Genomic DNA, 24,383 nt, shown 5'->3' with positions numbered 1-24,383 from the left:
TGGTGCGTGTAGCGTGAGCCGGGATGCTACTCGCTCGTCGCGGTACGGTTGCAGTTACGGGCTGCGGTGCTGTCGCGGTCGCGGGCACCGCCTCTACAGTTCCCGACGGAACGCTCCAGTCCTCGACGTCATCAGTTCAACAGCGTCGGGCCGAACACCGTCAACACCAGCGCGACCAGCATGGTCAAGCCGACACCGGTCGTGATGGTGCGGACAAGCGTGTAGCCGTCACCGACCGGCAGCCGGGAGACGACCGCCTCCGCCGAGGTCCGGAGGATGCGCCCGCCGTCCAGCGGGTAGCCGGGGATGCAGTTGAACAGGCCGAGTTGGAGGTTGATCCAGCCGGTCCAGAAGAGGAGATTCGCCAGCAGGAACACCCCGCCGCCGAGGAACGCCAGCGGGCCCTCCACGACGAAGAAGTTCGTCCAGAAGCCGGTGAAGCCGGGGAAGTTGTACGGCAGGCCCAGCACCACCGACGCCAGCGGGAGGATCAGCGCGACGTAGATCAGCCCGAGGAACGACCCGGCCGCGCCGGCCAGCGGCACCCCGTCGAGACTCCCCTCGCCGCCCTCGCCGCCGAGCAGCGAGAGGTACGTGCCGGCGGGGTAGTGCTGGACACCGAAGTCGGTCAGCGCCAGTCCACTCACCCCACCCGCCGGGCTGACACCGACGAAGCCGTCCTCGTCGAGCGTCACGGTCACGGTTCGGAACGCACCGTCGCTGTAGAGTCGGAGCGTCACCTCGTCGCCCGGTTGGTAGCCGTCGAGCGTCGCCGTCAGATCGCCGGCGTCCACGATCCGCTGGTCGCCGATCCGGGTGATCGTGATCGTGTCACCGGCTTCGAGGTCGGTCTGGTCGGCGAGCGGGCGCTCCGGACTGACCTGCGCGAAGGTGCCGATCGGCGTCCGGCGGTCGCCCTCGCTGGTGCCCAGCACCGCGAACTCCCGGTCTTCGACTGCGGTCCGGAACTCCGACATCGTGTTCACCGGCGTCCCGTTGACCGAGTCGACCGTGATCGGGTCGTCCGCGCTCGGATCGACCGAGAGGTTCGCCGGGTTCCCCTCCGCGGAGGCGACGACGATCGGGGACCGCTCGACCATCGCGGTCCGCTCGCCGTTCACCTCGACGGCGACCTGCGAGCCACCCGTCGCCTCGAGTGCGGCGAGCAGTTCGTCGTTCGTGTCCACCGTGGTCCCGTTGATCGCGGTGATGCGGTCGCCCTGGCCGATGCCGGCGTCTGCGGCGGATCCGTAGGCCGCGCCGACGCCGACGCCGGGTGCGAGACCGATCGAGCCGATCACCGGGCCGAAGAGGAGCGCGAAGACGATCGCGGTGATGGCGAAGTTGTTCATCACGCCGGCGGCGAACATCCGGGTCCGGCCGCCGCGATCGGCGTTCTTCTGGCTCTCCTCGTTCGGTTCGACGAACGCGCCGATGGGGAGGACCGTCAGGAGGACGATCCCCATCGACTCGATGTCGATGTCCTCGACGCGGCAGAGCAGGCCGTGGCCGCCCTCGTGGACGACCAGCCCCACGAGGAGACCGAAGACGATCTCGGGGGCGACCGACAGCGGGAGGAAGTCGTTGACGCCGGGGATGACGAGGAAGTTGCGCGGCTGGCTGACGGCGGAGGGTTGGTCGGTGCCGAGTGCCGACAGGGCCGCGAGGATCAGGAGGAAGAAGGAGCCGACCATCACGACCAGGGCGATGCCGACACCGACGTTGCTCCACGCACGCCAGAACCGTTTCGGTCGGGCGAGCCAGTTCAGGAACGCCCGGCCACGTCTCGTGTGGATCGTGGTGAGCGGTCCCTGCAGGCGAACCGACCGTGGGATGTAGCCACGGGTCTGCAGAGCGACGGCGACCGCGGAGTACGCGAGGACGCCGACGAGTATCCAGAGCAGGGTATTCATCGGGCGGAGAGAAGGGCGGTGCGCGGAAATGCGTTCGGGTTACGGTGCCACGAGCCGCGGCGAGCGTGGGGCCGCTGGCCCACGCAGTCCTGCGGTCAGTGGGTCGCGTTCGGGGTCTGGGTCGTCGGGGCGACGCCCCCGCCCGCCACGTCGTCCGTGGACGACCTCACTCGCTCGGCGTGTCGGTCTCCATCGCGTCGTCGGCCTCCACCTCGATCTCCGCGATCTGTCGGGCCGACCGGCGGCGCGAGAGGTACGCCAGGACGCCAGCGCCGACCGCGACCAGACCGAGGGTCGTGATCGTGCGCCGGAGCGCGCGTCGCGCACGCGACCGGCGGGAGGTGACGATCTCCGCCTCGCCGTCGGTGATCTCGATGATGGTCGCGTCGTCCGGGAAGTCGGTTCGTCCGCCGAATGTGCTGTCGAGAAGTCCCATACCCCGAGAGACGCGCGCTGAGGAGATAAAGCTACGAGCGCCGACGTGTCGCACGCGAGAGGGTGTCGCACACCGAGAGCGAGGGGCACAAGGCCCTCCCGACTCGCGCCGGTAGCCCCGGCCGTGCGAGAGACCCCGCCCGCGACGACCGCCGGAATCGAGGGCCTCCGACCACTCCTCGGCGTCGTGCTCCTCCTCGCCGTGGTCGTCGGTGGTGTCGGGGTCGTCCTCCTCTCGACCGGGGGACCGACGGTCGAGATCACCGCGCGTCCGGCACCGGACGCCGCCGCCGACGCGCCGGCCGCCTACGACGCCAGCGAGTTCGAGTCGCCGAGTCCGGTCGTCGAACTCGTCGAGCGCGCGGACAGCGAAGACGGCCGCGTGCAGACGACGACCACGGTCGAGAACCGGTATCGCGTACGACTCGCCGGGAGTACCGACGGTCGGACGTACCACGTCGCGCTGGCCGATCCGGAGAGCGGGACGCGGTTCTACCGGGTGACGGTCGAGATCGTCGAGTCCTGAGTCGGATCGTCGGTGGCACCCGGTTTCGGTGTCGGCTCGATCGGGAACCCAGCAGTCGCAGTCGTCCCCGACCCTCCCCGACTGCTGGCGACGTGTGGTCGAGTGACCGGTGTGGTGTGCGCTTTCACAGACAACCCGGCGCGCGAGGAACGCGCGAGGGAGACCGCCGGGCGGTGCCGAGAGGCGGTCGAGGCTGGGGAGGACCGAGGTGCGGTCGCGGTGCGGTGCTGTCGCGGTGCGGTGCTGTCGCGGTTGCAGTCGCGGGCCTCTCGTCGGTGCGCTACGACGAGTAGCGTTGCTGTCGCGGGTGCGGTTTGGAGACCTGTTGCGGTAGCGGTCGTGGCAGAGGTGCGCTCCGAACCAGTCGCGTTGCTGTCGCAGATGCAGTCACGTTCTGCCGGGATTTCACCACGACGACACCGCAACGCTCCAGCTTACGACGCCGGGGAGTCACCACCGTCACTGGCATCGGATCGCTCCTCCTCGCTGCCACCCACCGCGACCGCGCCGGCGCTCGAGTCGTCCCCGTCTTCGTCGTCGCCGACGGCGACCGTGTTCATCTCCGCCGAGAGGAGCGCGGCCACCTCGACGACCAGCGCGACGGCCAGCGGCCCGGCGATGACGCCGATTGGACCCAGCGAGAGCAACCCGCCGACGAAGCCGACGAAGTAGAGACTCCCCGGGAGGTTCGTCGTCTCGCGGGCCAGGCGTGGCCGGATCAGGACGTCCGGCAACCAGGCGATGAAGAAGCCGCCGCCGACCGCGACCAGCACCGCCTGGAGAACCTCCCCGAGTGCGAGGTGGTAGACGCCGAGACCGAGGAGCAGGATACTCGGCCCGACGATGGGGAGGAACTGGAGGACGGCCGCGACCGTCGCCAGCGCGACCGGGAACTCGTAGCCGAGGAGGACGAACACCGGGAGCGCGATCAGGAACGTCCCCAGCGCGGTCGCGGCCTGCAGGACGTAGATGGCGAAGAGCGTCTCGCGGGTCCGGCGATCCAGTGCCTTCGCGGTCCCCCGGTAACTCGGCGGGACGATGGCCAACACCGCCCGGCGGGTCGCGTCCTCCCGGAGCAGGAGCGCGAAGACGACGAACGCGAACAGGGTGAGTTTGATGAGCAGGACCGGGGCGGCGGTGACGAACTGGGTGGCGATGGCCGAGAGGCGGGCGACGACGACCGCCAGCGCGGTGTCGAACGTGACGACGTACTCGAAGCCGAAGAGGGCGAGCGTCACCGAGTCGGGGATCAGATCGAGCAGCGCCACCAGCGACTCGAACCGCAGGACGAGGACGACGACGAGGGGTGTGAAGACCGCGACGGTGCCGAGGAAGCCGGCGGCCGTCGCCAGTACGCTGGCCCACCACTGGGAGATGCCCCGCTCGTGGAGTCTGGTCCGGAGCGGTGCGAGCAGGTACGCGACCGTGACCGCGAAGAAGACCGTCGCCACGACGTTCAGGAGGACGACGGTCGCGAGCAGGCTCAGGAGCACGAGCAGACCGCCGAGGACGTACCGTCTGTCGGGTGCCACAGCGGACGTACCACAGCCGACGGGAAAACGGTTGCTCCACCGAGATGTCGACAACGTGACTGATCCCGGCGAGTGTTGCGCCCCGACCGCCAACCACGCGATTCAAGTACCACTGGCCGAAACCACCGAGTAATGAGACGACGTGCCTTCCTCAGACGTGCCGGTGCGGGTGGTGCGACGGCACTCCTCGCAGGGTGTGTCAGTCGAGACGCCGTCCCGGCGACAGAGGGTGGAACCGACACCGGAACCGGAGACGGCGCGGGAACCGACGGCGCGACGACCGGGACGACCGAGTCGGGACCGACGACGCTGCAGGTGGCGACCTACGCGCCCTTCGTGGACGCACCGTCGTCCAGTCCCGGGCCGTGGCTGAAAGAGCAGTTCGAGTCGGAGTTCGACGCGACGATCGAGTGGCAGACGCCGGACACCGAGATCAACTACTTCATCGAACGTGCGAGTCGCGGTGTCGCGGTCGACGCCGACGTGTACGTCGGTCTCGACACGGACGCGCTCATCCGAGTCGACGAGAAACTCTCCGAGGATCTGTTCGTCCCGGCCGAACTGTCGAACGCCGGGAACGTCAAACCAGGCCTCCAGTTCGACCCGCAGGGACGAGCGATCCCCTTCGACACCGGCTACATCTCGCTGGTGTACGACGAGAACCAGGCGGTCGCCCCGGAGACGTTCGACGGCCTGCTGGCCGAGGAGTTCGCGGGCGATCTGATCACCCAGAACCCGCAGTCGTCGGCGACCGGCCGGGCCTTCCTCCTGCACACCATCGCCGCGATGGGCGAGGACGGCTACCTCGACTACTGGCGACGGTTGGTCGACAACGACGTGCGCATCCTCGGATCGTGGTCGGACGCCTACGCCGCCTACTCCGAGGGTGAAGCGCCGATGGTCGTCTCCTACTCCACGGACCAGGTGTTCGCCAACGCCGAGGGACAGGACCTCTCGAAACACCAGATCCGCTTCCTGAACGATCAGGGGTACGCGAACCCCGAGGGGATGGCGCTGTTCGCGGACGCCGACGCCCCCGAGGTGGGCCGGCAGTTCATGGACTTCATGCTCCGACCGGCGGTGCAGGGTGAGATCGCGGTCCGGAACGTCGCGTTCCCGGCGACCGAGGACGCGGACGTGCCCGCAGACTTCGCGCAGTACGCGAAGGAACCGCCGGAACCGGTGACGTTCGGATACGACGAACTGAAGGGGAACGTCTCCGAGTGGGTCGACGCGTGGTCGCGGGAAGTCGCCCAGAAGTAGGCGACGGCCCGCGAGCGAGGAGAAAGCGTGAGAACGGCGACAGACTGGCTGGAACGACGCGCGCTGACGCTGGTGGCGGGAGCGACGGCGCTGGTGCTCCTCGTCGTCTTCTACTACCCGGTGGCCACCGTCTTCGTCGACGCGGTGTACGCCGAGGGGCGGTTCTCGCTCGCCGCGTTCCGGGAGATTCTCACCTCGGAGTTCTACCTCGTGGACATCTTCTGGTTCACGGCGAAGCAGGCCGCCTACTCGACCATCGCGAGCGTCCTGCTGGGACTCCCGGGTGCCTATCTGCTCGCGCGATACGACTTTCCCGGCCGCAAGACGCTGCGCTCGCTGACCATCCTCCCGTTCGTCATGCCCTCGATCATGGTCGCCATCGGCTTCGTGGCGACCTTCGGTGCGAACGGCACGCTGAACTCCCTGCTCGCGGCACTCGGTCTCCCGCGCGTCGAGTTGCTGTTCACCTTAGAGGCGATCATCGTCGCGCACGCCTTCTACAACGCACCGCTGGTGACGCGGGTGACGACGGCGGCCTGGGAGTCGGTCGACGCCCGAACCGTCGAGACGGCCCGGAGTCTCGGTGCCGGCCCCCTGCGGGCCTTCTGGGACGTGGTCGCGCCACAGCTTCGCCCCGCGATCCTGATCGGCGCGACCCTGACGTTCGTCTTCACCTTCGCCTCGTTCCCCATCGTGCTGGCACTCGGCGGGGTGCAGTTGGCGACCGTCGAGGTGTTCATCTACTCGAAGGTGCGGTCGCTGGAGTACGCCGACGCGGCCGCGCTGGCGACGATAGAGACCGCCATCTCGCTCGGGTTGACCTACGCCTACCTCCGGTACGAGGCGCGCACGTCGGGGGCCGGCGAGGGCGCACACCCGCTCCCGCGCCGGTCGCTCGTGCCAGACGACTGGTCGCTCCGGGCGCTCGCAGTCCGGACCGGCATCGCGGGCTACGCCGGGGTCGTCCTCCTCGTCTTCGTCGGCCCGATCGCCAGCATGATCCTCGCCAGCGTGACCGGCGGTGACGGTGGGCTGACGACCGCGAACTACGAGTTCCTCGTGGAGCGACAGGCGACCGGCACGTCGGCGCAGGTTCGCCCACTCCCCGCGATCAGGAACTCGCTCGTCTTCGCGCTGGGGACGCTGGTCGTCGCGCTCCCCATGGGGGTCGCGCTGTCGGTGCTGACGACCCGGCGCTTTCGGGGTCGGGCCGCCATCGACGCGCTGACGATGGCACCGCTGGCGGTGTCGGGCATCGTCGTCGGTCTCGGTCTGCTTCGAGGGCTGGTCTTCGGACTGGAGATCGGCGCGTACCGCATTCGGGTGACGGGCGCGGTCGCGGTCGTCGCGGCCCACGCGGTCGGCGCGTACCCCTTCGTCGTCCGCAACGTCGCACCCTTGCTGGACGCACTGGACGACCGTCTCGTGGAGTCGGCCCGGAGCCTCGGCGCGAGTCGCGTCCGGGCGCTGCTGGACGTGGAACTCCCCCTCGTCGCGCCCGGCGTGGTCGCGGGCGCGGCGTTCGCGGTCGCCATCAGCATCGGCGAGTTCGATTCGACGGTTATTCTGGCGACCGGGTCGGAGTGGTACACGATGCCGGTCGCGCTCGAACGCTACATCGGTCGGAGACTCGGGCCAGCGACCGCGATGGGTGTCGTCCTGCTCGTCGTCACGAGTCTGAGTTTCGTCGTCGTCGACCGGTTCGGCGGGCGCTGGGGGCGACTGTGACCCGCGTCACCCTCGACGGGGTCCGGAAGTCCTACGCCGACACCGACGCGGTCGCCGGCATCGACGTGGAGATTTCGGACGGCGAGTTCTTCACGCTGGTCGGTCCCTCCGGGTGTGGCAAGACGACCACCCTGCGCCTGCTGGCGGGATTCGAGGAGCCGACAGCCGGGGACGTCCGATTCGACGGCGAGGTGATGACCGGGGTCCCGCCCGAGGACAGAGGAGTCGGCGTCGTCTTCCAGAACTACGCGCTGTTCCCCCACCTGTCGGTCCGGGAGAACGTCGCCTACGGGCTGAAGTTCCACGACCCGCCGGGTGGCGTGTCGGCGGACGAGCGCGTCGCGGACCTGCTGGACCTCGTGGACCTCTCGGGGCTGGGCGACCGCGACCCCGGCGCGCTGTCGGGCGGTCAGCAGCAGCGCGTCGCGCTGGCGCGGGCGCTGGCTCCCGGTCCGCGACTGCTCCTGCTGGACGAACCGATGTCGGCGCTGGACGCACAACTCCGCGAGCGCCTCCGGTTGCAGGTGAAGGAGATCCAGTCGGAGTTGGGGATCACGACCGTCTACGTCACCCACGACCAGGAGGAGGCGCTGTCGGTGTCCGACCGGGTGGCAGTCCTGCGCGACGGACGCGTCGAGCAGGTCGGCGCGCCACGCGAGGTGTACCGACAGCCGGCGACGCGGTTCGTCGCGTCGTTCGTCGGCGACAACAACCTGTTCGACGGCCGGGTCGTCGGCGCGGACGACTCGCGGGTGGCGGTGCGCGTCGGCGACCGGCAGTTCGGGGTGGCGCGGGAGGCAAGAGGTGACACGGCCGGGAGCGTCCAGTCGGTCGCGGTCGGAGACAGCGTGACGCTCTGTGTCCGCCCGGAACACCTCCGAGTGGTCGGCGGATCGAATGACGACGAAATCACGGCGAAGACTACGAACCGGTTCCCGGCGACGGTACGGGAGTCGGAGTTCCTCGGCGCGACGACGCGGGTCCACTGCGAGTGGGCAGGTCGGTCGGTGGTCCTCAGCCACGACGACGCGCTGTCGGGCGACGTGACGCTCGACTTCGGTCCTGCGGATGCGCGACTGCTCCTCGATTGAGCGGTCGAGAACCGGACCCGACTGCTCAGGGCACCACACCGACGGTCAGCAGGGTGCCGAACTCGCGGTAGCGTTCGACCATCGCCTCACGGGTCTCCCAGTCCTCGGTCGGGAAGGCGTCGGCGGGCGGAATCTCGGTCTCGGTGTCGGGGACGTTGTCCTGTTCGGCGACGTGGAACCCGGCCTCGCGGAACGCGTCGCGGTACTCCTCGCCCGACCAGCGCGTCATCTCGACCTCGATGTACTCCTGCCACTCGTGGCTGTGGACGTTCTCCTCGTAGTAGTTCACCGCACAGAAGAACGTCCCGCCGGGTCGCAGGACGCGGGCGACCTCTTCGAGGGTGTGTGCGGGGTCGCTGGCGTAGTAGAACGCCTCCATCGAGAAGACGTGGTCCACGCTGTCCTCGGCGAAGGGGAGTTCGTCGAAGTCGCCCACGAGGAAGCCGACCTGCTCGTCGTCGGTGTAGCTCCGGGCGTTCCGCGCCATCTCGGGTGAGCCGTCCAGGCCGTAGGCACGCCCGGCGTCGTCTGCGGCCCGGAGTGCCCTGGCGGCGTAGCCCGATCCGGTGCCCAGGTCGAGGACGGTCTCGCCCGGTTCGACCGGCATCCGCGCGAGGACGTGTTTCGCGGTGTGCCAGTGGCGGTCTTCCATGCCTTTGTCGCGGCCGTCTGCGGCCCACGCGTCGAACTCTGCTCTGACGCTCATGGTCGGGCTTCGGCGGCGGGTGGGATAGTGGTTCGGAGTTCGGACGTGTACTCGGTCGGTGGCGAGTCGGTTGGTGGTGTGGCTGGTGTCGAGTCGGTCGGTGACAACGAGGGGTGAAAGCCCCCGGCGTCTCGACCACCGTCAGAGGCAAGCTCTGACGAGCCTTCGTTCGCTTCGCTCACGAAGACCGCCGCGACTTGTTGCGCTCCTCAGTCGGGCGGTCGGCAAGCCGACCGCCCTCCCTGCGGTGCTGACGGGCGAGCCGAGCCTCGCCCGTCTGCTGGCGAGACCTCCGGTCTCGCCTTGCTTACGGCGTCGGGGCCGGATCGAGACGCCGGCCCCTTTCAGTCCCACCCGGAGAGTTCGCGGGGACGCATGCAACTCGCGGTGGACCAGTCGGTTTCAGCGCGAGCGCCTCCCTGCGACCGTCGGCGCGGCATGAAGCCGCGCCAGCCCGTTCGACTGGTACCTGTGACGTGAGTCGAAATTTCGTTCCCGTATTGCAGTGCTGTGGTGGTCGGCGTGCGCGACTCGACGCGCGCGAGGGAGCCGGATGCGGGCGGTGCCGAGAGCATCCGGCGAGGCTGGGGAGGACGAGGTGCGGTGCTGGGCTGTGCAGTCGCGGTGCGGATGCGGTGCGGTGCTGTGGCGGTTCCGCTGGGAGCCGCGCTACGACGAGTAGCGGTGCTGGTGCTGTCGCAGTTCGCGGTGCAGTAGTCGTCGCTGTCGCGGTTTGCGGTGTCGTCACGGGTATCACCTCAGTCGCAGTCGCAGTCGTCACCACCTCCCCCGTCTCCCGACCCACGTCGATCTACGACACGATCTCCCCAGTACGACACCTGAGACGTTTTACGCGCGGACGTGCAACGACCAGTCGTGACAGAGGAGTTCGGTCTGATCGAACCCGACGCGGTCGAGGGATTCGGCGACGAGTGGGAGGAGATCGACGTGTCGGACAGCGAAGCCGACACCATCGCGCGCAAGCGGGACCGCGAGTTCAGCGAGTTCCGCAAGCGCCTGAAGGACGCCGACCAGTTCAAGGTCGAACAGTCGGTGTTCGACGACGCGACCTTCGCCGCCATCTACAAACTCGTCCAGGACGGGCACATCGAAGCCTTCGGCGGACCGATCTCCACCGGCAAAGAGGCGAACGTCTACGAGGCACTCGGCGCGGACGGCACCGACGTCGCGGTCAAGATCTACCGGATCAACGCCTCGAACTTCCGGCACATGACCGACTACCTCGCCGGCGACCCCCGGTTCGACGGCATCGGCGGCGACAAAGGCAAGACCGTGCTGGCGTGGACCCGGAAAGAGTACGCGAACCTCGAACGCGCGAGGAAGGCGGGCGTCCGCGTCCCGAACCCCATCGCGGTCGAGCGGAACGTCCTCGTGATGGAACTCGTCGGCCTCGTCGAGGACCGCGCGCGCCGACTCGCCGAGGTCCACGTCGAGAACCCCGAGACCGCCTTCGAGGTCGTCCGGGAGTACATGCGCCGACTCCACTCGGCCGGCCTGGTCCACGGCGACCTCTCGGAGTACAACCTGATCGTCCACGAGGGCGAACTGGTCGTCATCGACCTCGGCCAGGCCGTGACCGTCCACCACCCGAACGCCGACGAGTTCCTGCGCCGGGACTGCCGAAACGTGGCGGGCTTCTTCTCCCGGCAGGGCGTCGACGTGGACGGCGACACGCTGTACGACTACGTGACCGAGGTCGACCCGACGCCCTGAGCCGACCCCGGCGGACGCGCCGGGACCGAGCCCCTCTCGACCCGCGAAACGTTCAGATAGCTGTCCGTCGTCGGGGGTGTATGTTCGTCCGCAGTCGCGTCGCCGACCGACCACTGCTCGCGTTCGCACTCGTGACGCTCGCGTGGTCGTGGACCGCGTGGCTCGCGGAGAGCCTCGTCGCCGAGCCGACACCCATCCTCGCCGTCCTCGTCGGGGCGTGGGGACCGACGGTCGCCGGAGTGGTCGTCACCGCGGGCGAGGGTGGCCGCCCCGCAGTCCGCGACCTCCTCGGGCGACTCGTCCGGTGGCGGGTCGCACCGCGCTACTACCTGCTCGCGGTCGCGGTCCGGCGGCGGGTCACGGCGCGTGGTTCGACAGTGGCCTGCGTCGGCAGTCGCGGTCCGGGAGGCCCACTGCCGGGCGTCAGTCGGTCTCACACGGCCGCTGCGAAGGAACGCTTAAACGCCTCGACCGGGTAGCGTCTCTCATGCAACACGTGACGGTACCGCAGGACCGCATCGGTGTTCTCATCGGTGAGGGAGGCGAGACCATGCGTGAGATAGAGGAGGCCGCCGAGGTGCGCCTCGACATCGACTCCGAGAACGGGTCGGTCGCGATCGAGTCGGTCGGCGACCCGGTCACCGGGATGGTCGCACCCGACATCGTCCGGGCCATCGGTCGCGGCTTCGCCCCCGACGCGGCGCTCTCCCTGCTGGATCACGATCTGCGGATGTTCGACCTCATCGACATCGACGACGCGGCACGCAACCAGAACGACCTCCAGCGACACAAGGGTCGTCTCATCGGCGAGAACGGCCGGACCCGCGAACTGATGGAGGAACTGTCGGGTGCGAACGTCGTCATCTACGGTTCGACGCTCGGGATCATCGGCCAACCCGAGGAAGTGCAGGCGGTCCGGCGTGCGGCCGAGATGATCCTCGACGGGGCACCCCACGGCGCGGTGTACTCCTTCCTCGAACGCAAGCACAACGAACTGACCAACGACGTGGACCTGACGCCGGAGTAGCGTCTTCGCGGTCGCCGAATCCACGCTCCCCGCTCGGTCGCCACCAGTCGTTTTGTCCGCTCGCGTCCTCTCGTGAGCTATGCCCGTCTTCCGTACCGAGTCCGGCCACGAGGTCCCGAGCGTCACCGCCGACGAGATGCGCGAGGTGGACCGGGTCGCTGTAGACTGTGTCGAACTCGGGATGCTGCAGATGGTCGAGAACGCGGGCCGAACCCTCGCCGGCATCGTCCGGCGGAAGACGGGGGAGCCGACACAGATCGTCGGTCGGCGAGAGGCCGACGCGACACCGACCGTGATCGTTCTCGCGGGCGGCGGCGGCAACGGAGCCGGTGGGTTGTGTGCGGTTCGACACCTCCGGAATCACGGCTGGTCTGCTCGTACCCTGCTCGACCGCGACCCGACCGACCTCTCCGGCCCGGCGGGTCGACAGTGTCGCATCCTGACGAAGAGCGGCGTCGCGGTGACTGCGGCGACCGATCGGCACGACGCCGACGGTAGCGACACCGACACCGGACTGACTCACCTGCTCGCCGACGCCGACCTGGTGGTGGACGCGCTGATCGGGTACGGCCTGTCGGGACCGCCCCACGGGACGACGGCGGAGATGATCGACGCGATCGAAGCGAGCGAGACACCGGTCGTCTCGCTCGACGTGCCATCCGGCCTGCAGGCGACGACCGGCGAGACGCCGGGAGTCGCCGTCTCCGCCGACACGACGCTGACGCTGGCACTGCCGAAGACCGGGTTCGCAGACGAGGCCGACGACCTCGACCTCAGACCGGCGGTCGGCGATCTCCTGCTGGCCGACATCGGCATCCCGCCGGTCGTCTACCGGCGGGTCGGATTCGGCGCGGTCGTGGACAGGGTGGAGAAGGAAGACGCCGACGCCACCGACGACCAGATTCCCTACCGACAACCGTTCGGTGCCCGGAACTGGGTGCGACTGGTCGACGTCCGGCGATGACTGCTCGACAGGCCGACGACTCCTCACCAGCGACAGCCTAGAGTGGAATTGCGGTTCGGGGTCGTTCGCCGCTTCGTGGGGCGCGATACCACACACCACATCGCAAGAGGGCGTCGGTGTGGCTTCGGTTGACACGAACTCGAAACGACGGATTTTTATAGAACCGTAGACAATCAACGCCCGATATGTCTCAGCGTCAGCGGATGGGCAACCAGCCCATGATCGTACTCTCGGAGGACAGCCAGCGAACGTCTGGGCGCGACGCCCAGTCGATGAACATCACGGCCGGCAAGGCCGTCGCCGAGTCGGTCCGCACGACACTCGGACCGAAAGGCATGGACAAGATGCTGGTCGACTCCTCCGGCGGAGTCGTCGTCACGAACGACGGCGTGACGATCCTGAAGGAGATGGACATCGACCACCCGGCGGCGAACATGATCGTCGAGGTCTCCGAGACCCAGGAGGACGAGGTCGGCGACGGGACCACGACGGCTGTCGTCATCGCCGGTGAACTCCTCGACCAGGCCGAGGAGCTCATCGAGTCCGACATCCACCCGACGACGCTCGCACAGGGGTACCGCCAGGCCGCCGAGAAGGCGAAGGAACTGCTCGCCGAGGACGCCATCGACGTGTCCGCAGAGGACCGCGAGGAACTCGTCAAGATCGCCTCGACGGCGATGACGGGCAAGGGCGCGGAGTCCGCGAAGGATCACCTCGCGGAACTCGTCGTCGACGCCGTGCTGGCCGTGCAGGACGAGGACGGCATCGACACGGACAACGTCTCCGTCGAGAAGGTCGTCGGCGGCTCCATCGACAACTCGGAGCTCGTCGAGGGCGTCATCGTCGACAAGGAGCGCGTCGACGACAACATGCCCTACATGGTCGAGGACGCCAACGTCGCGCTGTTCGACGGTGCCCTCGAGGTGAAGGAGACGGAGATCGACGCCGAGGTCAACGTCACCGACCCCGACCAGCTTCAGCAGTTCCTCGACCAGGAGGAGAAGCAGCTGAAGGAGATGGTCGACAAGCTCGCCGACGCCGGCGCCGACGTGGTGTTCGTCGGTGACGGCATCGACGACATGGCCCAGCACTACCTCGCACAGGAGGGCATCCTCGCCGTCCGCCGCGCGAAGAACTCCGACCTCAAGCGGCTGGCCCGCGCGACGGGCGCCCGCGTCGTCGGCAACCTCGACGACATCGAGGAGAGCGACCTCGGCTTCGCCGGTTCGGTCGCGCAGAAGGACGTCGGCGGCGACGAGCGCATCTTCGTCGAGGACGTCGAGGACGCGAAGGCCGTGACGATGATCCTCCGCGGCGGCACGGAACACGTCGTCGACGAGGTCGAGCGCGCCATCGACGACAGTCTCGGCGTCGTGCGCGTCACGCTGGAGGACGGCAAGGTCCTGCCCGGCGGCGGCGCACCCGAGACGGACCTCGCGCTCGAACTCCGCGATTTCGCCGACTCCGTCGGCGGCCGCGAGCAGTTGGCCGTCGAGGCGTTCGCCGACGCGCTTGAGGTCATCCCGCGCACGCTGGCCGAGAACGCCGGGCTCGACCCCATCGACTCGCTGGTCGACCTCCGCGCCCGCCACGACGCGGGCGAGTTCGGTGCGGGCCTCGACGCCTACACCGGTGAGGTCATCGACATGGAGGCAGAGGGCGTCACCGAGCCCCTCCGCGTCAAGACGCAGGCCATCGAGTCCGCCACCGAGGCGGCCGTCATGATCCTCCGCATCGACGACGTCATCGCCGCAGGCGACCTGTCCGGCGGGCAGGTCGGCGACGACGACGGCGACGACGGCGGCGCGCCCGGCGGCATGGGCGGCGGCATGGGCGGCATGGGCGGCATGGGCGGTATGGGCGGCGCGATGTGAGCGTCCGCTGATACGCCACACCCCCACTCCACCGACTTTCGGCGCACCGGCACTCGACTGCGATACTCTGACTTTTATGCGACGCTCGATCGGCTAGACGTGGCTGTTCTGTGAGAGTGGGTAGTGTACGGTTTCGGTTGCGACTGTGGCAGTATCGCTGACCGCGACAGCACCGCAGACCGCGACCACGACAGCACCGCGAACAGCATCAGCACCGCTACTCGTCGTAGCGCGGCTACCAGCGGACCCGCGACCGCACCGCATCCGCACCGCGACTGCACAGCCCAGCACCGCACCTCGCCCCTCCCCAGCCTCGTCGGATGCTCTCCGCACCGCCCGCATCCGACTCCCTCGCGTGCGCGTCGAGGTCGCGCACGCGCCGACCGCACTGCGACCGCCGACTTTCCACTGGAACTCACGACAGACTCACCAGTCGAATGGGCTGGCGCGACCTCTGTGCCGCGCACTTCGCCGGGATGCACCCGGCTCAGACAAGCCGACGGTTGCAGGGAGGCGCTCGCGCTGAAACCGACTGGTCCACCGGGTGTTGCGTGCGCTTTCGCAGATTCCACCGGGTGGCACTGAAAGGGGGTCGAGAGCGCGGGGGCTTTCACCTCTCGCTGTCCGCGACTCACTCGACCGAAGGCATGTCTCGCGGGAAGTTTCACTCCTCAGTGTTCACGACCGATTCGTCAGAGTACCCACCCACGACCGATTCTCCCGGGTACCACCCGACATCGCTTTCCCGGTCACGAACCCACACCACGGTATGCCCGACAGACTCCTGAAGATCAACGCCTACACGACCTTCGACACGCTGGACGGCGAGGCAGAGAGCCACGAGTTCACCGAGGAGGCCTTCGCGGTGCTGAACGTCACCGCGCCCCGGAAGAATCCACAGGCAGTCACGCTCGAACTCGAACTCGACAACACGCAACTCGACCACCTGCCGGCCCACGCCGACCGCGTGACCCTCTCGGCCGAGCAGGCCCGCGACCTCGCCGAGGAGTTGGAGAAGTACGCGAGCAGAGTCGAGGCGGCACGAGACGAGGAGTGAGGAACGCCAGGAGCGTCGAGTAAGGTCGAATCGGTTGAGTCGAATCGCGCCGACTCAGTGCCACGAGGTGCCGACCCGTCTGTCCACCAGATCGACCAACCGGTCACGCTTGACCAGCGTGAAGCCGGCGAAGATGGTCACGAAGCCCGTGACGGTCGTCACGGCGATGGGCTGACCGAGCACGACCAGTCCGACCAGCGTGGCCGTGACCGGTTCGAGATAGCCGACGAGATTCAGTTCCGCCGGGCCGATCCGCTCCAAGAGGACGAAGTAGATCGAGAAGGCGAGCACGCCCGAGATGAGCGTCAGATAGACGAACGACGCGACCGCCGAGGGCGTCCAGAGAATCGCGCTGGCCGACTCGCCCCGGACGTAGCTCCCGAGATGCAACAGCACTGCCCCGAGCACCATCGCCCACCCCTGCGTCGCCTGGATCGGCAGGTCGCTCTCGAACGGGCGGGTCAGCACCGATCCGAGCGCGAAACTCACCGCCGAGAGAAACACCAATCCGATGCCGAGTGTGTCGGCTCCGAAGAACTGCGCCGGATCGGAATCGAGGACGATCACCACGCCGGTCAGCCCCGTCAACAGGCCGACGATGCCCTTCGCGTCGAGCGACTCGCCCGACAGGAGGAGGCCCGCGAACCCGGCGGTCAACACCGGCGACAGCGAGATCAGCACCGACGCGATGCTCCCGGAGACGTACTGCTGGCCGAGATACAGCAGGCTGTGGTGCGCGCCGAAGACGAGCAGTCCCGCGACGAGTATCCCCGCGACCTCGCCGCGCGTCCGAGGTCGCCACGAGTCGAACCGGGCGACGGCGTACGCGAGGACCAGCAGCCCCGCCACGTCGTACCGGATCGCCGCGAACAGCAGCGGCGGGAAGTAGTGCAGTCCGACTTCGATGGCGACGAAGGAGGTGCCCCAGAAGACGGCGAGCAGTACGAACAATACTGGCGTCCGTGAGAGTATTCTGTAATTTTGGACCAAGTTCATCGAGTACAGTTCAACGTCGGTGGTCGAGGGTTGTTAAGTCCTTCTTCGAAGCACCCTCCCTGTGACCGAATAGCTTTCGAGAAGTTCGTGACAGTTAGAACGATATCGGGTCGAAGCCAGTTTGTATTGTAGAATTCTATCAGAAGATCTCCGTGCGACTCGCCGGTGGTCGGCCGTGTCCGACGTCGCTCCTGTGAGACGCGGCACACCGGCGGCGTGACGGTGGATAATTACGTCGCGGCCGCGAGAGACCGGACGAGATGGACGAACGCGACGTGCGACTGCTGAAGGCCATCGCCGACCTCGGCACCGGGAGTCCCGAACGACTCCACGAGGCGACCGACATCCCGGTCTCGACGATCCACTACCGGCTGAACAACCTCCGGGACGCCGGCGTCTTCACGAACGACCTCTACGACGTGGACCTCGACGCGGTCGGGTTGGGGGTGACGATCATGATCGAGGTACTCGCCGACTACGAGGGCTCGTACGAGGAGTTCGGCGACCGCCTCCGGGCGGTCGAGGGCGTCTCGCAGGTGTACTTCACGATGGGCGAGACGGACTTCATCGTCGTCGCGCACCTGCCGAGCAGCGACTCGGTCGAACGACTCATCAGCGAGTTCGAGGCCATCGAGGGCGTCGAGCGAACCAACTCCACGTTCGTCATCGACACGCTCCAGGACAGCACCCGCGTTCTGGAGAGCTACAGTCTGGAAACGCTGATCGCGGAACTGACCGAGGGGTGAGCCACCGCCGACGTCGGAGCGGTCGGTGGCGACGACCGAGGTCGGACTCACCACCACCACTACCACCGACGACTTTCTGTAGCCGGCACCCCAAGTGAACCCATGACCTCGCGGTGGACCACGGCCGAGATGCCGGACCTCAGTGACGAGACGGTGATCGTGACCGGGGCGAACAGCGGCCTCGGATTCGAGGCGACGCGGGCGTTCGCCGACGCGGGCGCGACCGTGGTGATGGCCTGTCGGAGTCGCGACCGCGCAGAGTCGGCCCGCGACGACGTGGCCCGGCGCGTCCCCGACGCCGACCTCGACGTGCGCGACCTCGACCTCGGCGACCTCGCCTCTGTCCAGCGATTCGCCGACGAGTTCCGGGCGGACTACGACGACCTGCGCGTCCTCTGTAACAACGCCGGCGTGATGGCCATCCCGCGTCGCGAGACCGCAGACGGCTTCGAGACCCAGTTCGGCGTCAACCACCTCGGCCACTTCGCGCTGACCGGGCACCTCCTCGACCTGCTGCTCGAGACCGACGGCGAGACGCGGGTCGTCACCCAGTCGAGTGGACTCCACGAGCGCGGCGAGATGGACTTCGACGACCTGCAGGGCCGACGGGCGTACGACGAGTGGGACGCCTACGCACAGAGCAAACTGGCGAACGTCCTGTTCGGCTACGAACTCGACCGACGACTCGACGCGGCGGACATCGAGCGCGTGACGAGCGTCGTCTGTCACCCGGGGTACGCCGCGACGAACCTCCAGTACCGCGGCCCGGAGGCACGCGGGAGCAGAGTCAGGATGGCCGCGATGAAGGTGGCGAACAGCCTCCTCGCGCAGTCGGCCGAGATGGGGGCGCTGCCGATGCTGTACGCCGCGACCGCCGACGCGGTGACCGGCGGCGACTACGTCGGGCCCGGCGGCCTGATGGACATGCGTGGCTACCCCGAGACGCAACGGTCCAGCGACCGGTCGTACGACGAGGCGACGGCCGAGCGACTGTGGCAGGTGTCGGAAGACCTGACCGGTGTCGAGTACGTCTTCCCCGAGACGACGACGGTGTAACTCGCCGGGAGACGTGACGACGGTGTACCTCGTCGAAAGAAGTGACGAGGGCGTACCTCGTCGGGAGCAACGACTCGGCGTCAGAACGACACGTCGGTCTCGATGTCCTCGGTCGCTTCGCGCAGGCCGTCCTCCCGTGCGTCCTGTGCCATCCGGTCGGAGAGTTCCTCGTCGGTCAGCAGTTCGGCGAACTCGTCGCGGAAGCGGTCGTTCGCGCGAGTCGCCTCGAGTCGTGTCTCGACCACGCGGGCGTAGTGGCGGACCGTCTCCTCGTCGGCGTCCAGCCGCTCGACACAGTCGGCGACGCTCGCGTCCTCGACCAGCAGTTTCCGGAGGGCCACGAGGTCGACCGCCGCGTCGGCGGTGTCCGACTCCCGCAGGAGGTGGAGGTCCATCCGAGCGTCGAACACCCTCTCCGCGTCGGCGTCGATGCGCTCGGCGATGGCGGCGTCGTCCGCGTCGTCGAAGAACGCCCGGACCACCGTCTCGAGCGTCTCGTCGGAGAGGGGAGACGTGAACTCGTAGCGGTCACGCATCTGGCCGATCAACTCCCGGATGCGCGCCGGGTCGCCGGAGGGCTCGTCCGCGAGCGAGCCGGGCCCCTCCTCCTGTCGCTCCGTCACCGTGTCGGACCCGGTGGCGTCGATGAAGATGTCGCGGAGTTCTTCGGTCTTCTCGTCCATGCCTGCCGTATCTCGTGACCGACGGACAAAAGCTTGCTGGACGTGTGTGCCGATCGTGCCACTCAGCGCCTCGTTCCCGGCTGAATCGACGGTTCGGTGGCGACGACCCGAGTGGGGTGTCCCTGTCGTAAACCACCAGTTTCACGTCGGTTTACGAGAGAGCCGGGAGCATGGTGACGAACACGGACTCTGTCGAACTGGTCGGAGAGGAAGCCGTCGGCAACCTCGCCCGGGCCGCGCTCTTCGCGGCACTGATGGGGGCGTTCGCCTACGTCTCCTTCCCGAACCCGCTCTCGCCCACACCGATCACGCTCCAGGTACTGGGCGTCTTCCTCGCGGGGATCATGCTCGGTCCCGTCTGGGGGAGCGCGTCGATCCTGCTGTACCTCGCGGCGGGCGCGGCCGGCGCACCCGTCTTCGCCGGCGGACAGGCGGGCCTCCAGCCACTCGTCGGCTTCACGGCGGGCTACCTCTGGTCGTATCCGGTCGCGGCGCTCGTGATCGGCGTGGTCGTCCACGGTGGCCTCGATCTGGGGAACTACGACCGCGCCTCCACGCCCCGACTCGTCGGCGCGATGCTCGCGGGGACCGTGGTCATCTACGGTCTCGGGACGGCCGGTTTCGCCCTCGTGCAGGGTGTCGGCCTCGTCGAGGCGTTCGTCGTCTCGGCGCTCGCGTTCGTCCCCTTCGAGGCGGTCAAGATCGCCGCCGCGGTCGGCATCGTCCGGAGCGACCGCCTCTCGGCGGACTGAGACCGTGACGCGATCCGACCCGAGACGGCGGCCGCCGATCGGCCTGGAGCCGACCCGATGATCGAACTCCGCGACGTCACTCATCGGTACGGCGACTCCCTCGCGCTCGACTCGGTCTCGCTGACGATCCCGGACGGGGAGTTTCTGGTCCTCGCAGGCGCGAACGGCTCCGGGAAGACGACGCTCGTCCGGCACTGCAACGGTCTCCTGACACCCGACTCCGGCGCGGTGCTGGTCGACGGCACGGCCGTCGCCGACGATCTCGTCGCGGCGCGCACCGCGGTCGGGATGGTGTTTCAGGACCCCCGCGACCAGATCGTCGCCGCGACCGTCGGCGCGGACGTAGCCTTCGGCCCGGAGAACCTCGGCCTCACGCGCGCGGAGATCGACCGCCGGGTCGCCGACGCGCTGGACGCGGTCGGGATGGCCGGCAGGGAGACGGAGCGGATCGATTCACTCTCTGGCGGCGAGCGCGAACGCGTCGCCATCGCGGGTGCGCTGGCGATGGAGCCGAGCCACCTCGTGCTGGACGAACCCTTCACCGGACTCGACGCGCCGGCCCGCGAGTCGGTCGTCGCCCGCCTCCGGGAGCGCCACGCCGAGGGCACCGGCATCGTCCTCGTCACTCACGACTTGCGGGACGCACTGCCCCTCGCGGATCGGGTCGTGGCGATGCAGGACGGCGAGATCGCACTGGACGCCGCTCCTGCGGACGCCCGCGACCGACTCGCCGACCTCGGGGTGCGCGTGCCGCCAGCGGAGGCGTCGGACGCCGGCGAGTCGAGTCACTCGACCGACGACCGAGACGACCGATGCTGACCTACGAACCGGGCGACAGTCTCGCCCACCGCCTCGATCCCCGGACGAAGCTGTTCGTCCAGTTCGCCTTCGTCGCGGCCGCGTTCGCGCACACGACGCCGGGCGGCCTCGCCGTCCTCTCGGTCGTCACCGCCGGCCTGCTACTGGCGGCCGACACCTCCCCGATCCGGACGCTGTGGGCCTACCGGTACGTCCTCCCGTTTCTCGTCGTCTCGCCGGTCGTCGAGGGGGTGACGCTCGGCGCGCCGTGGTTCGTGCCGGCGGATGCTGTCTTCCCCCTGCTCGCGAGCTATCGTGTCTCCCTGATCCTGCTCGTCTCGGCGGCGTACGTCCGCACGACGCCGGTCCGGGAGACGCGGGCGGCCATCCAGCGGACGATACCGGGGCGACCGGGCCAGTTTCTCGGGATCGGGGTGGCGCTCGTCTTCCGGTTTCTCCCGGTCCTGCGCGACGACGTGCGCCGGGCGCGAGAGGCGATGGCCGCGCGACTCGGCAGCGAGCGTCGGCTGGACGAGCGCATCCAGGTGGCCGCGGCCGCCGGCCTCTCGCGGGCGTTCGGGCGGGCGGACCGACTCGCGCTGGCGCTCCGGGCGCGCTGTCTCGCGTGGAACCCGACGCTTCCGGCGCTGGCGTTCGCCCCGCGCGATCTGGTCGGGGCGGTCGTCGGACTCGGACTGGCGGTGTCGGTTCTGCTGTGAGCCGCTTCGTCCGAGTGGGGCCCGTCGTGGTCGGTGCGCGCCTCAGCCGCCGACCCACCGGCGGCCGACGCCGACAGTGACGAGGAGTCCGATCGCGAGGCTGGCCGGGAGCCACTGGCTCGTGGGGAGGACGAACTGGAGGACGCCGCCGACGACGAGGACGACGCCCGCGAAGACGACACCGAGGAGTCTGAGTCGCGCGTCCGCGAGGAGGTGGGCGGTGAAGCCGTCGGTCACAATCGGAGCGAGACACGCCTGTCGGAAGGTGCTTCCGGCGACTGCCCTCCGGTGAGGCTCGACCCGGCGAGACGCGGCCTGCCGACTGCACCCGGGACTCCCGGACTGCGCGCGGAAACGTCTGTCAAACGCCCGTGCGGTGTGGCAAGATTTAACCCTGCCGTACCCGCGTGAACGACTATGACATTCCTGCAGACGACGCCGACGCGGGAGACCTTCTGGACCATCAGTCCGGTGGGCGAGGTCGCCTTCTACTTCTTCGCGGCCGTCGCTATCCTCGTCTTCCTGTACGGCCTGTACGAGCGGTTCGCCCGCTACGCGCGCGGGACCGAGGACCCCTTCCCGCGACTCGACGACCTCTCGACGCGCGTCACGTCGGCGGCGAAGATCGTCGGCTCGAACGAGAAACAGTTCGACCGCGACCTCTACGGCGGCCTGATGCACTCCTTCATCCTCTGGGGCTTTCTCACCCTGCTGATCGGGACGACCATCCTCGCCATCGACATGGACATCTGGACGAAACTGCTGGGCCAGCCCTCCTTCTTCGTCGGCGACTTCTACCTCTCGTACTCGCTGGTGATGGACGCGATGGGTCTCCTCTTCGTCGTCGGGGTCGGCATGGCGCTCTACCGCCGGTACGCCGTCCGGAACGAGCGGCTGTGGGGCAAACACACCTCGAACGAGGACGCGCTGTTCGTCTGGTCGCTGTTCCTCCTCGGTGTGGGCGGCTACCTCATCGAGGGCCTGCGCATCGTCGGGACCGGCTTCCCCTCCTTCGAGACGGTCAGCTTCGTCGGCTACTTCCTCGCGCTCGTCTTCGACGCCGCCGGCGTGTCGGCCGGGCTCGCCGAGTCGCTCTACTGGTGGGGCTGGTGGTCACACGCCCTGCTCGCGCTGGCGTTCGTCGCGTGGATCCCCTACGCGAAGCCGTTCCACATGATCTCCTCCTTCGCCAACGTCGTCACGCGCGACGAGAAAGCGGGTCGGCGACTGCCCGGTGTGCCCTCGGACGCCGCGCCCGACGAGATCGGCTACACCTCCGTCGACGACTTCTCGTGGAAGGCGATGCTCGATCAGGACGCCTGTACGAAGTGCGGCCGCTGTTCGTCGGTCTGTCCCGCGAAGGCCTCCGGGCGCAATCTGGACCCGCGCGACGTCATCCTCGACCTGAAGACCTACCGTGAGGAACTGGACGCCGGTGAGACCGACTCGGTCGAGATCGTCGCCGACGGCGGGACGTCCGTCATCGACAGCGAGTCGATGGAGTCGTGCATGGCCTGCATGGCCTGCATGGACGCCTGTCCGGTCGAGATCGAGCACCTCACGCACTTCACCGAGATGAACCGCCGCCTGACCGAGACGGGCCAGATGCAGGAGAACGTGCAGGACGCGATGATGAACGTCTTCCAGAACGGGAACGCCTTCGGCGACCCCCAGCGCAAGCGGCCGGACTGGACCGACGACCTGGACTTCGAGGTGCCGGACGCCCGCGAGGCGGACGTGGAGTTCCTCTGGTACGTCGGCGACTACCCCTCCTACGACGAGCGGAACCAGCGCGTCGCCCGGTCGCTGGCGCGTCTGTTCGAGGCGAGCGGCGTCTCCTACGGCATCCTCTACGAGGACGAGCAGAACGACGGCAACGACGTGCGCCGCGTGGGCGAGGAGGGCCTCTTCGAGATGCTCGTCGAGGACAACGCCGGCGCGATGGCCGACTGCGAGTTCGAGAAGATCGTCTGTACCGACCCGCACTCGTACAACACCTTCTCGAACGAGTATCCCGAGATGGCCGCAGAACTGGGCGTGGAGTTCGACTACCCGGTGTTCCACTACACGCAGGTCGTGGAGACCCTCGTCGAGTCGGGCCGCATCGACCTCGCGGGCACCGAACTCGACTACACCGTCACCTACCACGACCCCTGTCACCTCGGGCGGTACAACCACGAGTACGAGGCCCCCCGTGAACTGGTGCGCGCGACCGGCGCGCGACTCTCGGAGATGCCCCGCAACCGGAAGGACTCCTTCTGCTGTGGTGGCGGCGGTGGTGGCCTGTGGATGGACCAGAACGAGGAGACGAAGCCCTCGGAGGAGCGCCTGCGCGAAGCCCTCGAAGACACCGACGCCGGCGACGCAGTCGAGAAGTTCGTCGTCGCCTGTCCGATGTGCGGGACGATGTACGAGGACGGCCGGAAGACGGGCGACTTCGAGGACGACATCGAGGTGATCGACGTGGCGGAACTGCTGGTCGAGGCGCTCGACGCCGGCAGTGGCGCGGTGTCGGTCGAGGACGTGGAAGTCGGCGACGACTCCGGCGTGAGCGCGGACTGAGGCCGCGCGCAGACGCTCGGGACGTCGCGGTCGGGGTGTCTCTGGTGGCTGGTGTGGCACGGGCTCTTGCCGACCACTCGGCGCGCGCGACTCCGACGCGCGCGAGGTCTTCCCGAGGGAACCGAACAGGGCGAGACCGAGGGTCTCGCTGGCAGTCGGCGCGGCGCGCCGACGACAGAGCGAGAGCAAAGCTCTCGCCAGCAACCGACGCGGAGCGCCGG

Annotated in this window: 23 protein-coding genes; 16 read left to right on the top strand and 7 right to left on the bottom strand. The window is 68.4% G+C overall.

The window, feature by feature from the left end:
- Positions 1–131: 131 nt before the first annotated feature.
- Both LI337_RS08115 and LI337_RS08110 read right to left on the bottom strand, forming a co-directional pair.
- Complete coding sequence (locus tag LI337_RS08115; protein WP_227229303.1) at positions 132–1,913, bottom strand: site-2 protease family protein; 1,782 nt, start codon at positions 1,911–1,913, stop codon at positions 132–134.
- A 166-nt stretch (positions 1,914–2,079) separates the two neighbouring features.
- Positions 2,080–2,349 carry a hypothetical protein gene (locus LI337_RS08110; protein WP_227229302.1) on the bottom strand — a complete coding sequence of 90 codons (270 nt, stop codon included), beginning with the start codon at positions 2,347–2,349 and terminating at the stop codon, positions 2,080–2,082.
- A 123-nt stretch (positions 2,350–2,472) separates the two neighbouring features.
- Here LI337_RS08110 and LI337_RS08105 point away from each other — a divergent pair, with 123 nt between their 5' ends.
- Positions 2,473–2,874, top strand: coding sequence for a hypothetical protein (locus LI337_RS08105; protein ID WP_227229301.1), 402 nt, complete (start codon positions 2,473–2,475; stop codon positions 2,872–2,874).
- A 434-nt stretch (positions 2,875–3,308) separates the two neighbouring features.
- Here the strand turns inward: LI337_RS08105 and LI337_RS08100 are convergent, their stop codons facing one another.
- A complete protein-coding gene (locus LI337_RS08100) occupies positions 3,309–4,406 on the bottom strand; it encodes an AI-2E family transporter (protein WP_227229300.1) in 1,098 nt (365 codons plus the stop codon).
- A gap of 132 nt (positions 4,407–4,538) precedes the next feature.
- Between LI337_RS08100 and LI337_RS08095 the strand changes: the two genes are divergently transcribed.
- Genes LI337_RS08095 through LI337_RS08085 form a run of 3 tightly spaced genes read left to right on the top strand, consistent with a single transcriptional unit; the run spans position 4,539 to position 8,488 of the window.
- Complete coding sequence (locus LI337_RS08095; protein ID WP_227229299.1) at positions 4,539–5,669, top strand: thiamine ABC transporter substrate-binding protein; 1,131 nt, start codon at positions 4,539–4,541, stop codon at positions 5,667–5,669.
- A 27-nt stretch (positions 5,670–5,696) separates the two neighbouring features.
- Positions 5,697–7,397: an ABC transporter permease gene (locus LI337_RS08090; RefSeq protein ID WP_227229298.1), complete on the top strand. Its 1,701-nt coding sequence runs from the start codon at positions 5,697–5,699 to the stop codon at positions 7,395–7,397.
- Complete coding sequence (locus LI337_RS08085; RefSeq protein WP_227229297.1) at positions 7,394–8,488, top strand: ABC transporter ATP-binding protein; 1,095 nt, start codon at positions 7,394–7,396, stop codon at positions 8,486–8,488. The genes LI337_RS08090 and LI337_RS08085 overlap by 4 nt, the downstream gene beginning before the upstream one ends.
- A gap of 25 nt (positions 8,489–8,513) precedes the next feature.
- Here LI337_RS08085 and LI337_RS08080 read toward each other — a convergent pair whose 3' ends face one another.
- Positions 8,514–9,194, bottom strand: coding sequence for a class I SAM-dependent methyltransferase (locus LI337_RS08080; RefSeq protein WP_227229296.1), 681 nt, complete (start codon positions 9,192–9,194; stop codon positions 8,514–8,516).
- A gap of 876 nt (positions 9,195–10,070) precedes the next feature.
- Here LI337_RS08080 and rio1 point away from each other — a divergent pair.
- The 6 genes from rio1 to LI337_RS08050 all read left to right on the top strand — a co-directional run bounded on the left by rio1 (position 10,071) and on the right by LI337_RS08050 (position 15,850).
- Entirely contained in the window at positions 10,071–10,928 is an 858-nt protein-coding gene (gene rio1 / locus LI337_RS08075) for a serine/threonine-protein kinase Rio1 (protein ID WP_227229295.1), read from the top strand.
- A gap of 80 nt (positions 10,929–11,008) precedes the next feature.
- The gene (locus LI337_RS08070; RefSeq protein ID WP_227229294.1) at positions 11,009–11,407 is read left to right on the top strand and encodes a hypothetical protein; all 399 of its coding nucleotides are present in this window, start codon (positions 11,009–11,011) and stop codon (positions 11,405–11,407) included.
- Between the two features lie 8 nt (positions 11,408–11,415).
- Complete coding sequence (locus LI337_RS08065) at positions 11,416–11,955, top strand: KH domain-containing protein (RefSeq protein ID WP_227229293.1); 540 nt, start codon at positions 11,416–11,418, stop codon at positions 11,953–11,955.
- Positions 11,956–12,034: 79 nt separating this feature from the next.
- On the top strand, positions 12,035–12,919 hold the full coding sequence (locus LI337_RS08060; RefSeq protein ID WP_227229292.1) for an NAD(P)H-hydrate epimerase: 885 nt from the start codon (positions 12,035–12,037) through the stop codon (positions 12,917–12,919).
- Positions 12,920–13,137: 218 nt separating this feature from the next.
- A complete protein-coding gene (gene thsA / locus LI337_RS08055) occupies positions 13,138–14,793 on the top strand; it encodes a thermosome subunit alpha (protein ID WP_303645246.1) in 1,656 nt (551 codons plus the stop codon).
- Positions 14,794–15,562: 769 nt separating this feature from the next.
- Positions 15,563–15,850: a DUF6360 family protein gene (locus LI337_RS08050; RefSeq protein WP_227229291.1), complete on the top strand. Its 288-nt coding sequence runs from the start codon at positions 15,563–15,565 to the stop codon at positions 15,848–15,850.
- A gap of 54 nt (positions 15,851–15,904) precedes the next feature.
- On the opposite strand, the gene LI337_RS08045 is transcribed toward LI337_RS08050, so the two are convergent.
- Positions 15,905–16,846, bottom strand: a complete 942-nt coding sequence (locus tag LI337_RS08045; RefSeq protein WP_227229290.1) for a DMT family transporter — start codon at positions 16,844–16,846, stop codon at positions 15,905–15,907.
- Between the two features lie 260 nt (positions 16,847–17,106).
- Here LI337_RS08045 and LI337_RS08040 point away from each other — a divergent pair, with 260 nt between their 5' ends.
- Both LI337_RS08040 and LI337_RS08035 read left to right on the top strand, forming a co-directional pair.
- Positions 17,107–17,592 carry an Lrp/AsnC family transcriptional regulator gene (locus LI337_RS08040; protein ID WP_227229289.1) on the top strand — a complete coding sequence of 162 codons (486 nt, stop codon included), beginning with the start codon at positions 17,107–17,109 and terminating at the stop codon, positions 17,590–17,592.
- A 102-nt stretch (positions 17,593–17,694) separates the two neighbouring features.
- Positions 17,695–18,648 carry an oxidoreductase gene (locus LI337_RS08035; RefSeq protein ID WP_227229288.1) on the top strand — a complete coding sequence of 318 codons (954 nt, stop codon included), beginning with the start codon at positions 17,695–17,697 and terminating at the stop codon, positions 18,646–18,648.
- Between the two features lie 80 nt (positions 18,649–18,728).
- Here LI337_RS08035 and LI337_RS08030 read toward each other — a convergent pair whose 3' ends face one another.
- Positions 18,729–19,331 carry a hypothetical protein gene (locus LI337_RS08030; RefSeq protein WP_227229287.1) on the bottom strand — a complete coding sequence of 201 codons (603 nt, stop codon included), beginning with the start codon at positions 19,329–19,331 and terminating at the stop codon, positions 18,729–18,731.
- 170 nt (positions 19,332–19,501) lie between these two features.
- Between LI337_RS08030 and LI337_RS08025 the strand changes: the two genes are divergently transcribed.
- Genes LI337_RS08025 through LI337_RS08015 form a run of 3 tightly spaced genes read left to right on the top strand, consistent with a single transcriptional unit; the run spans position 19,502 to position 21,600 of the window.
- A complete protein-coding gene (locus LI337_RS08025; RefSeq protein WP_227229286.1) occupies positions 19,502–20,083 on the top strand; it encodes a biotin transporter BioY in 582 nt (193 codons plus the stop codon).
- 57 nt (positions 20,084–20,140) lie between these two features.
- Positions 20,141–20,902: an energy-coupling factor ABC transporter ATP-binding protein gene (locus LI337_RS08020; protein WP_227229285.1), complete on the top strand. Its 762-nt coding sequence runs from the start codon at positions 20,141–20,143 to the stop codon at positions 20,900–20,902.
- The gene (locus LI337_RS08015) at positions 20,896–21,600 is read left to right on the top strand and encodes an energy-coupling factor transporter transmembrane component T family protein (protein WP_227229284.1); all 705 of its coding nucleotides are present in this window, start codon (positions 20,896–20,898) and stop codon (positions 21,598–21,600) included. The genes LI337_RS08020 and LI337_RS08015 overlap by 7 nt, the downstream gene beginning before the upstream one ends.
- Before the next feature lie 42 nt (positions 21,601–21,642).
- Here the strand turns inward: LI337_RS08015 and LI337_RS08010 are convergent, their stop codons facing one another.
- A complete protein-coding gene (locus tag LI337_RS08010; protein WP_227229283.1) occupies positions 21,643–21,837 on the bottom strand; it encodes a hypothetical protein in 195 nt (64 codons plus the stop codon).
- Between the two features lie 180 nt (positions 21,838–22,017).
- Between LI337_RS08010 and LI337_RS08005 the strand changes: the two genes are divergently transcribed.
- On the top strand, positions 22,018–24,162 hold the full coding sequence (locus tag LI337_RS08005) for a heterodisulfide reductase-related iron-sulfur binding cluster (RefSeq protein WP_227229282.1): 2,145 nt from the start codon (positions 22,018–22,020) through the stop codon (positions 24,160–24,162).
- Positions 24,163–24,383 lie beyond the last annotated feature (221 nt).

This window comes from Salinirubrum litoreum, from assembly GCF_020567425.1.
Classification (GTDB): Archaea; Halobacteriota; Halobacteria; order Halobacteriales; family Haloferacaceae; genus Salinirubrum; species Salinirubrum litoreum.
Note: the sequence above shows the minus strand (reverse complement) of the source record. Positions and strands in the feature narration are given on the sequence as shown.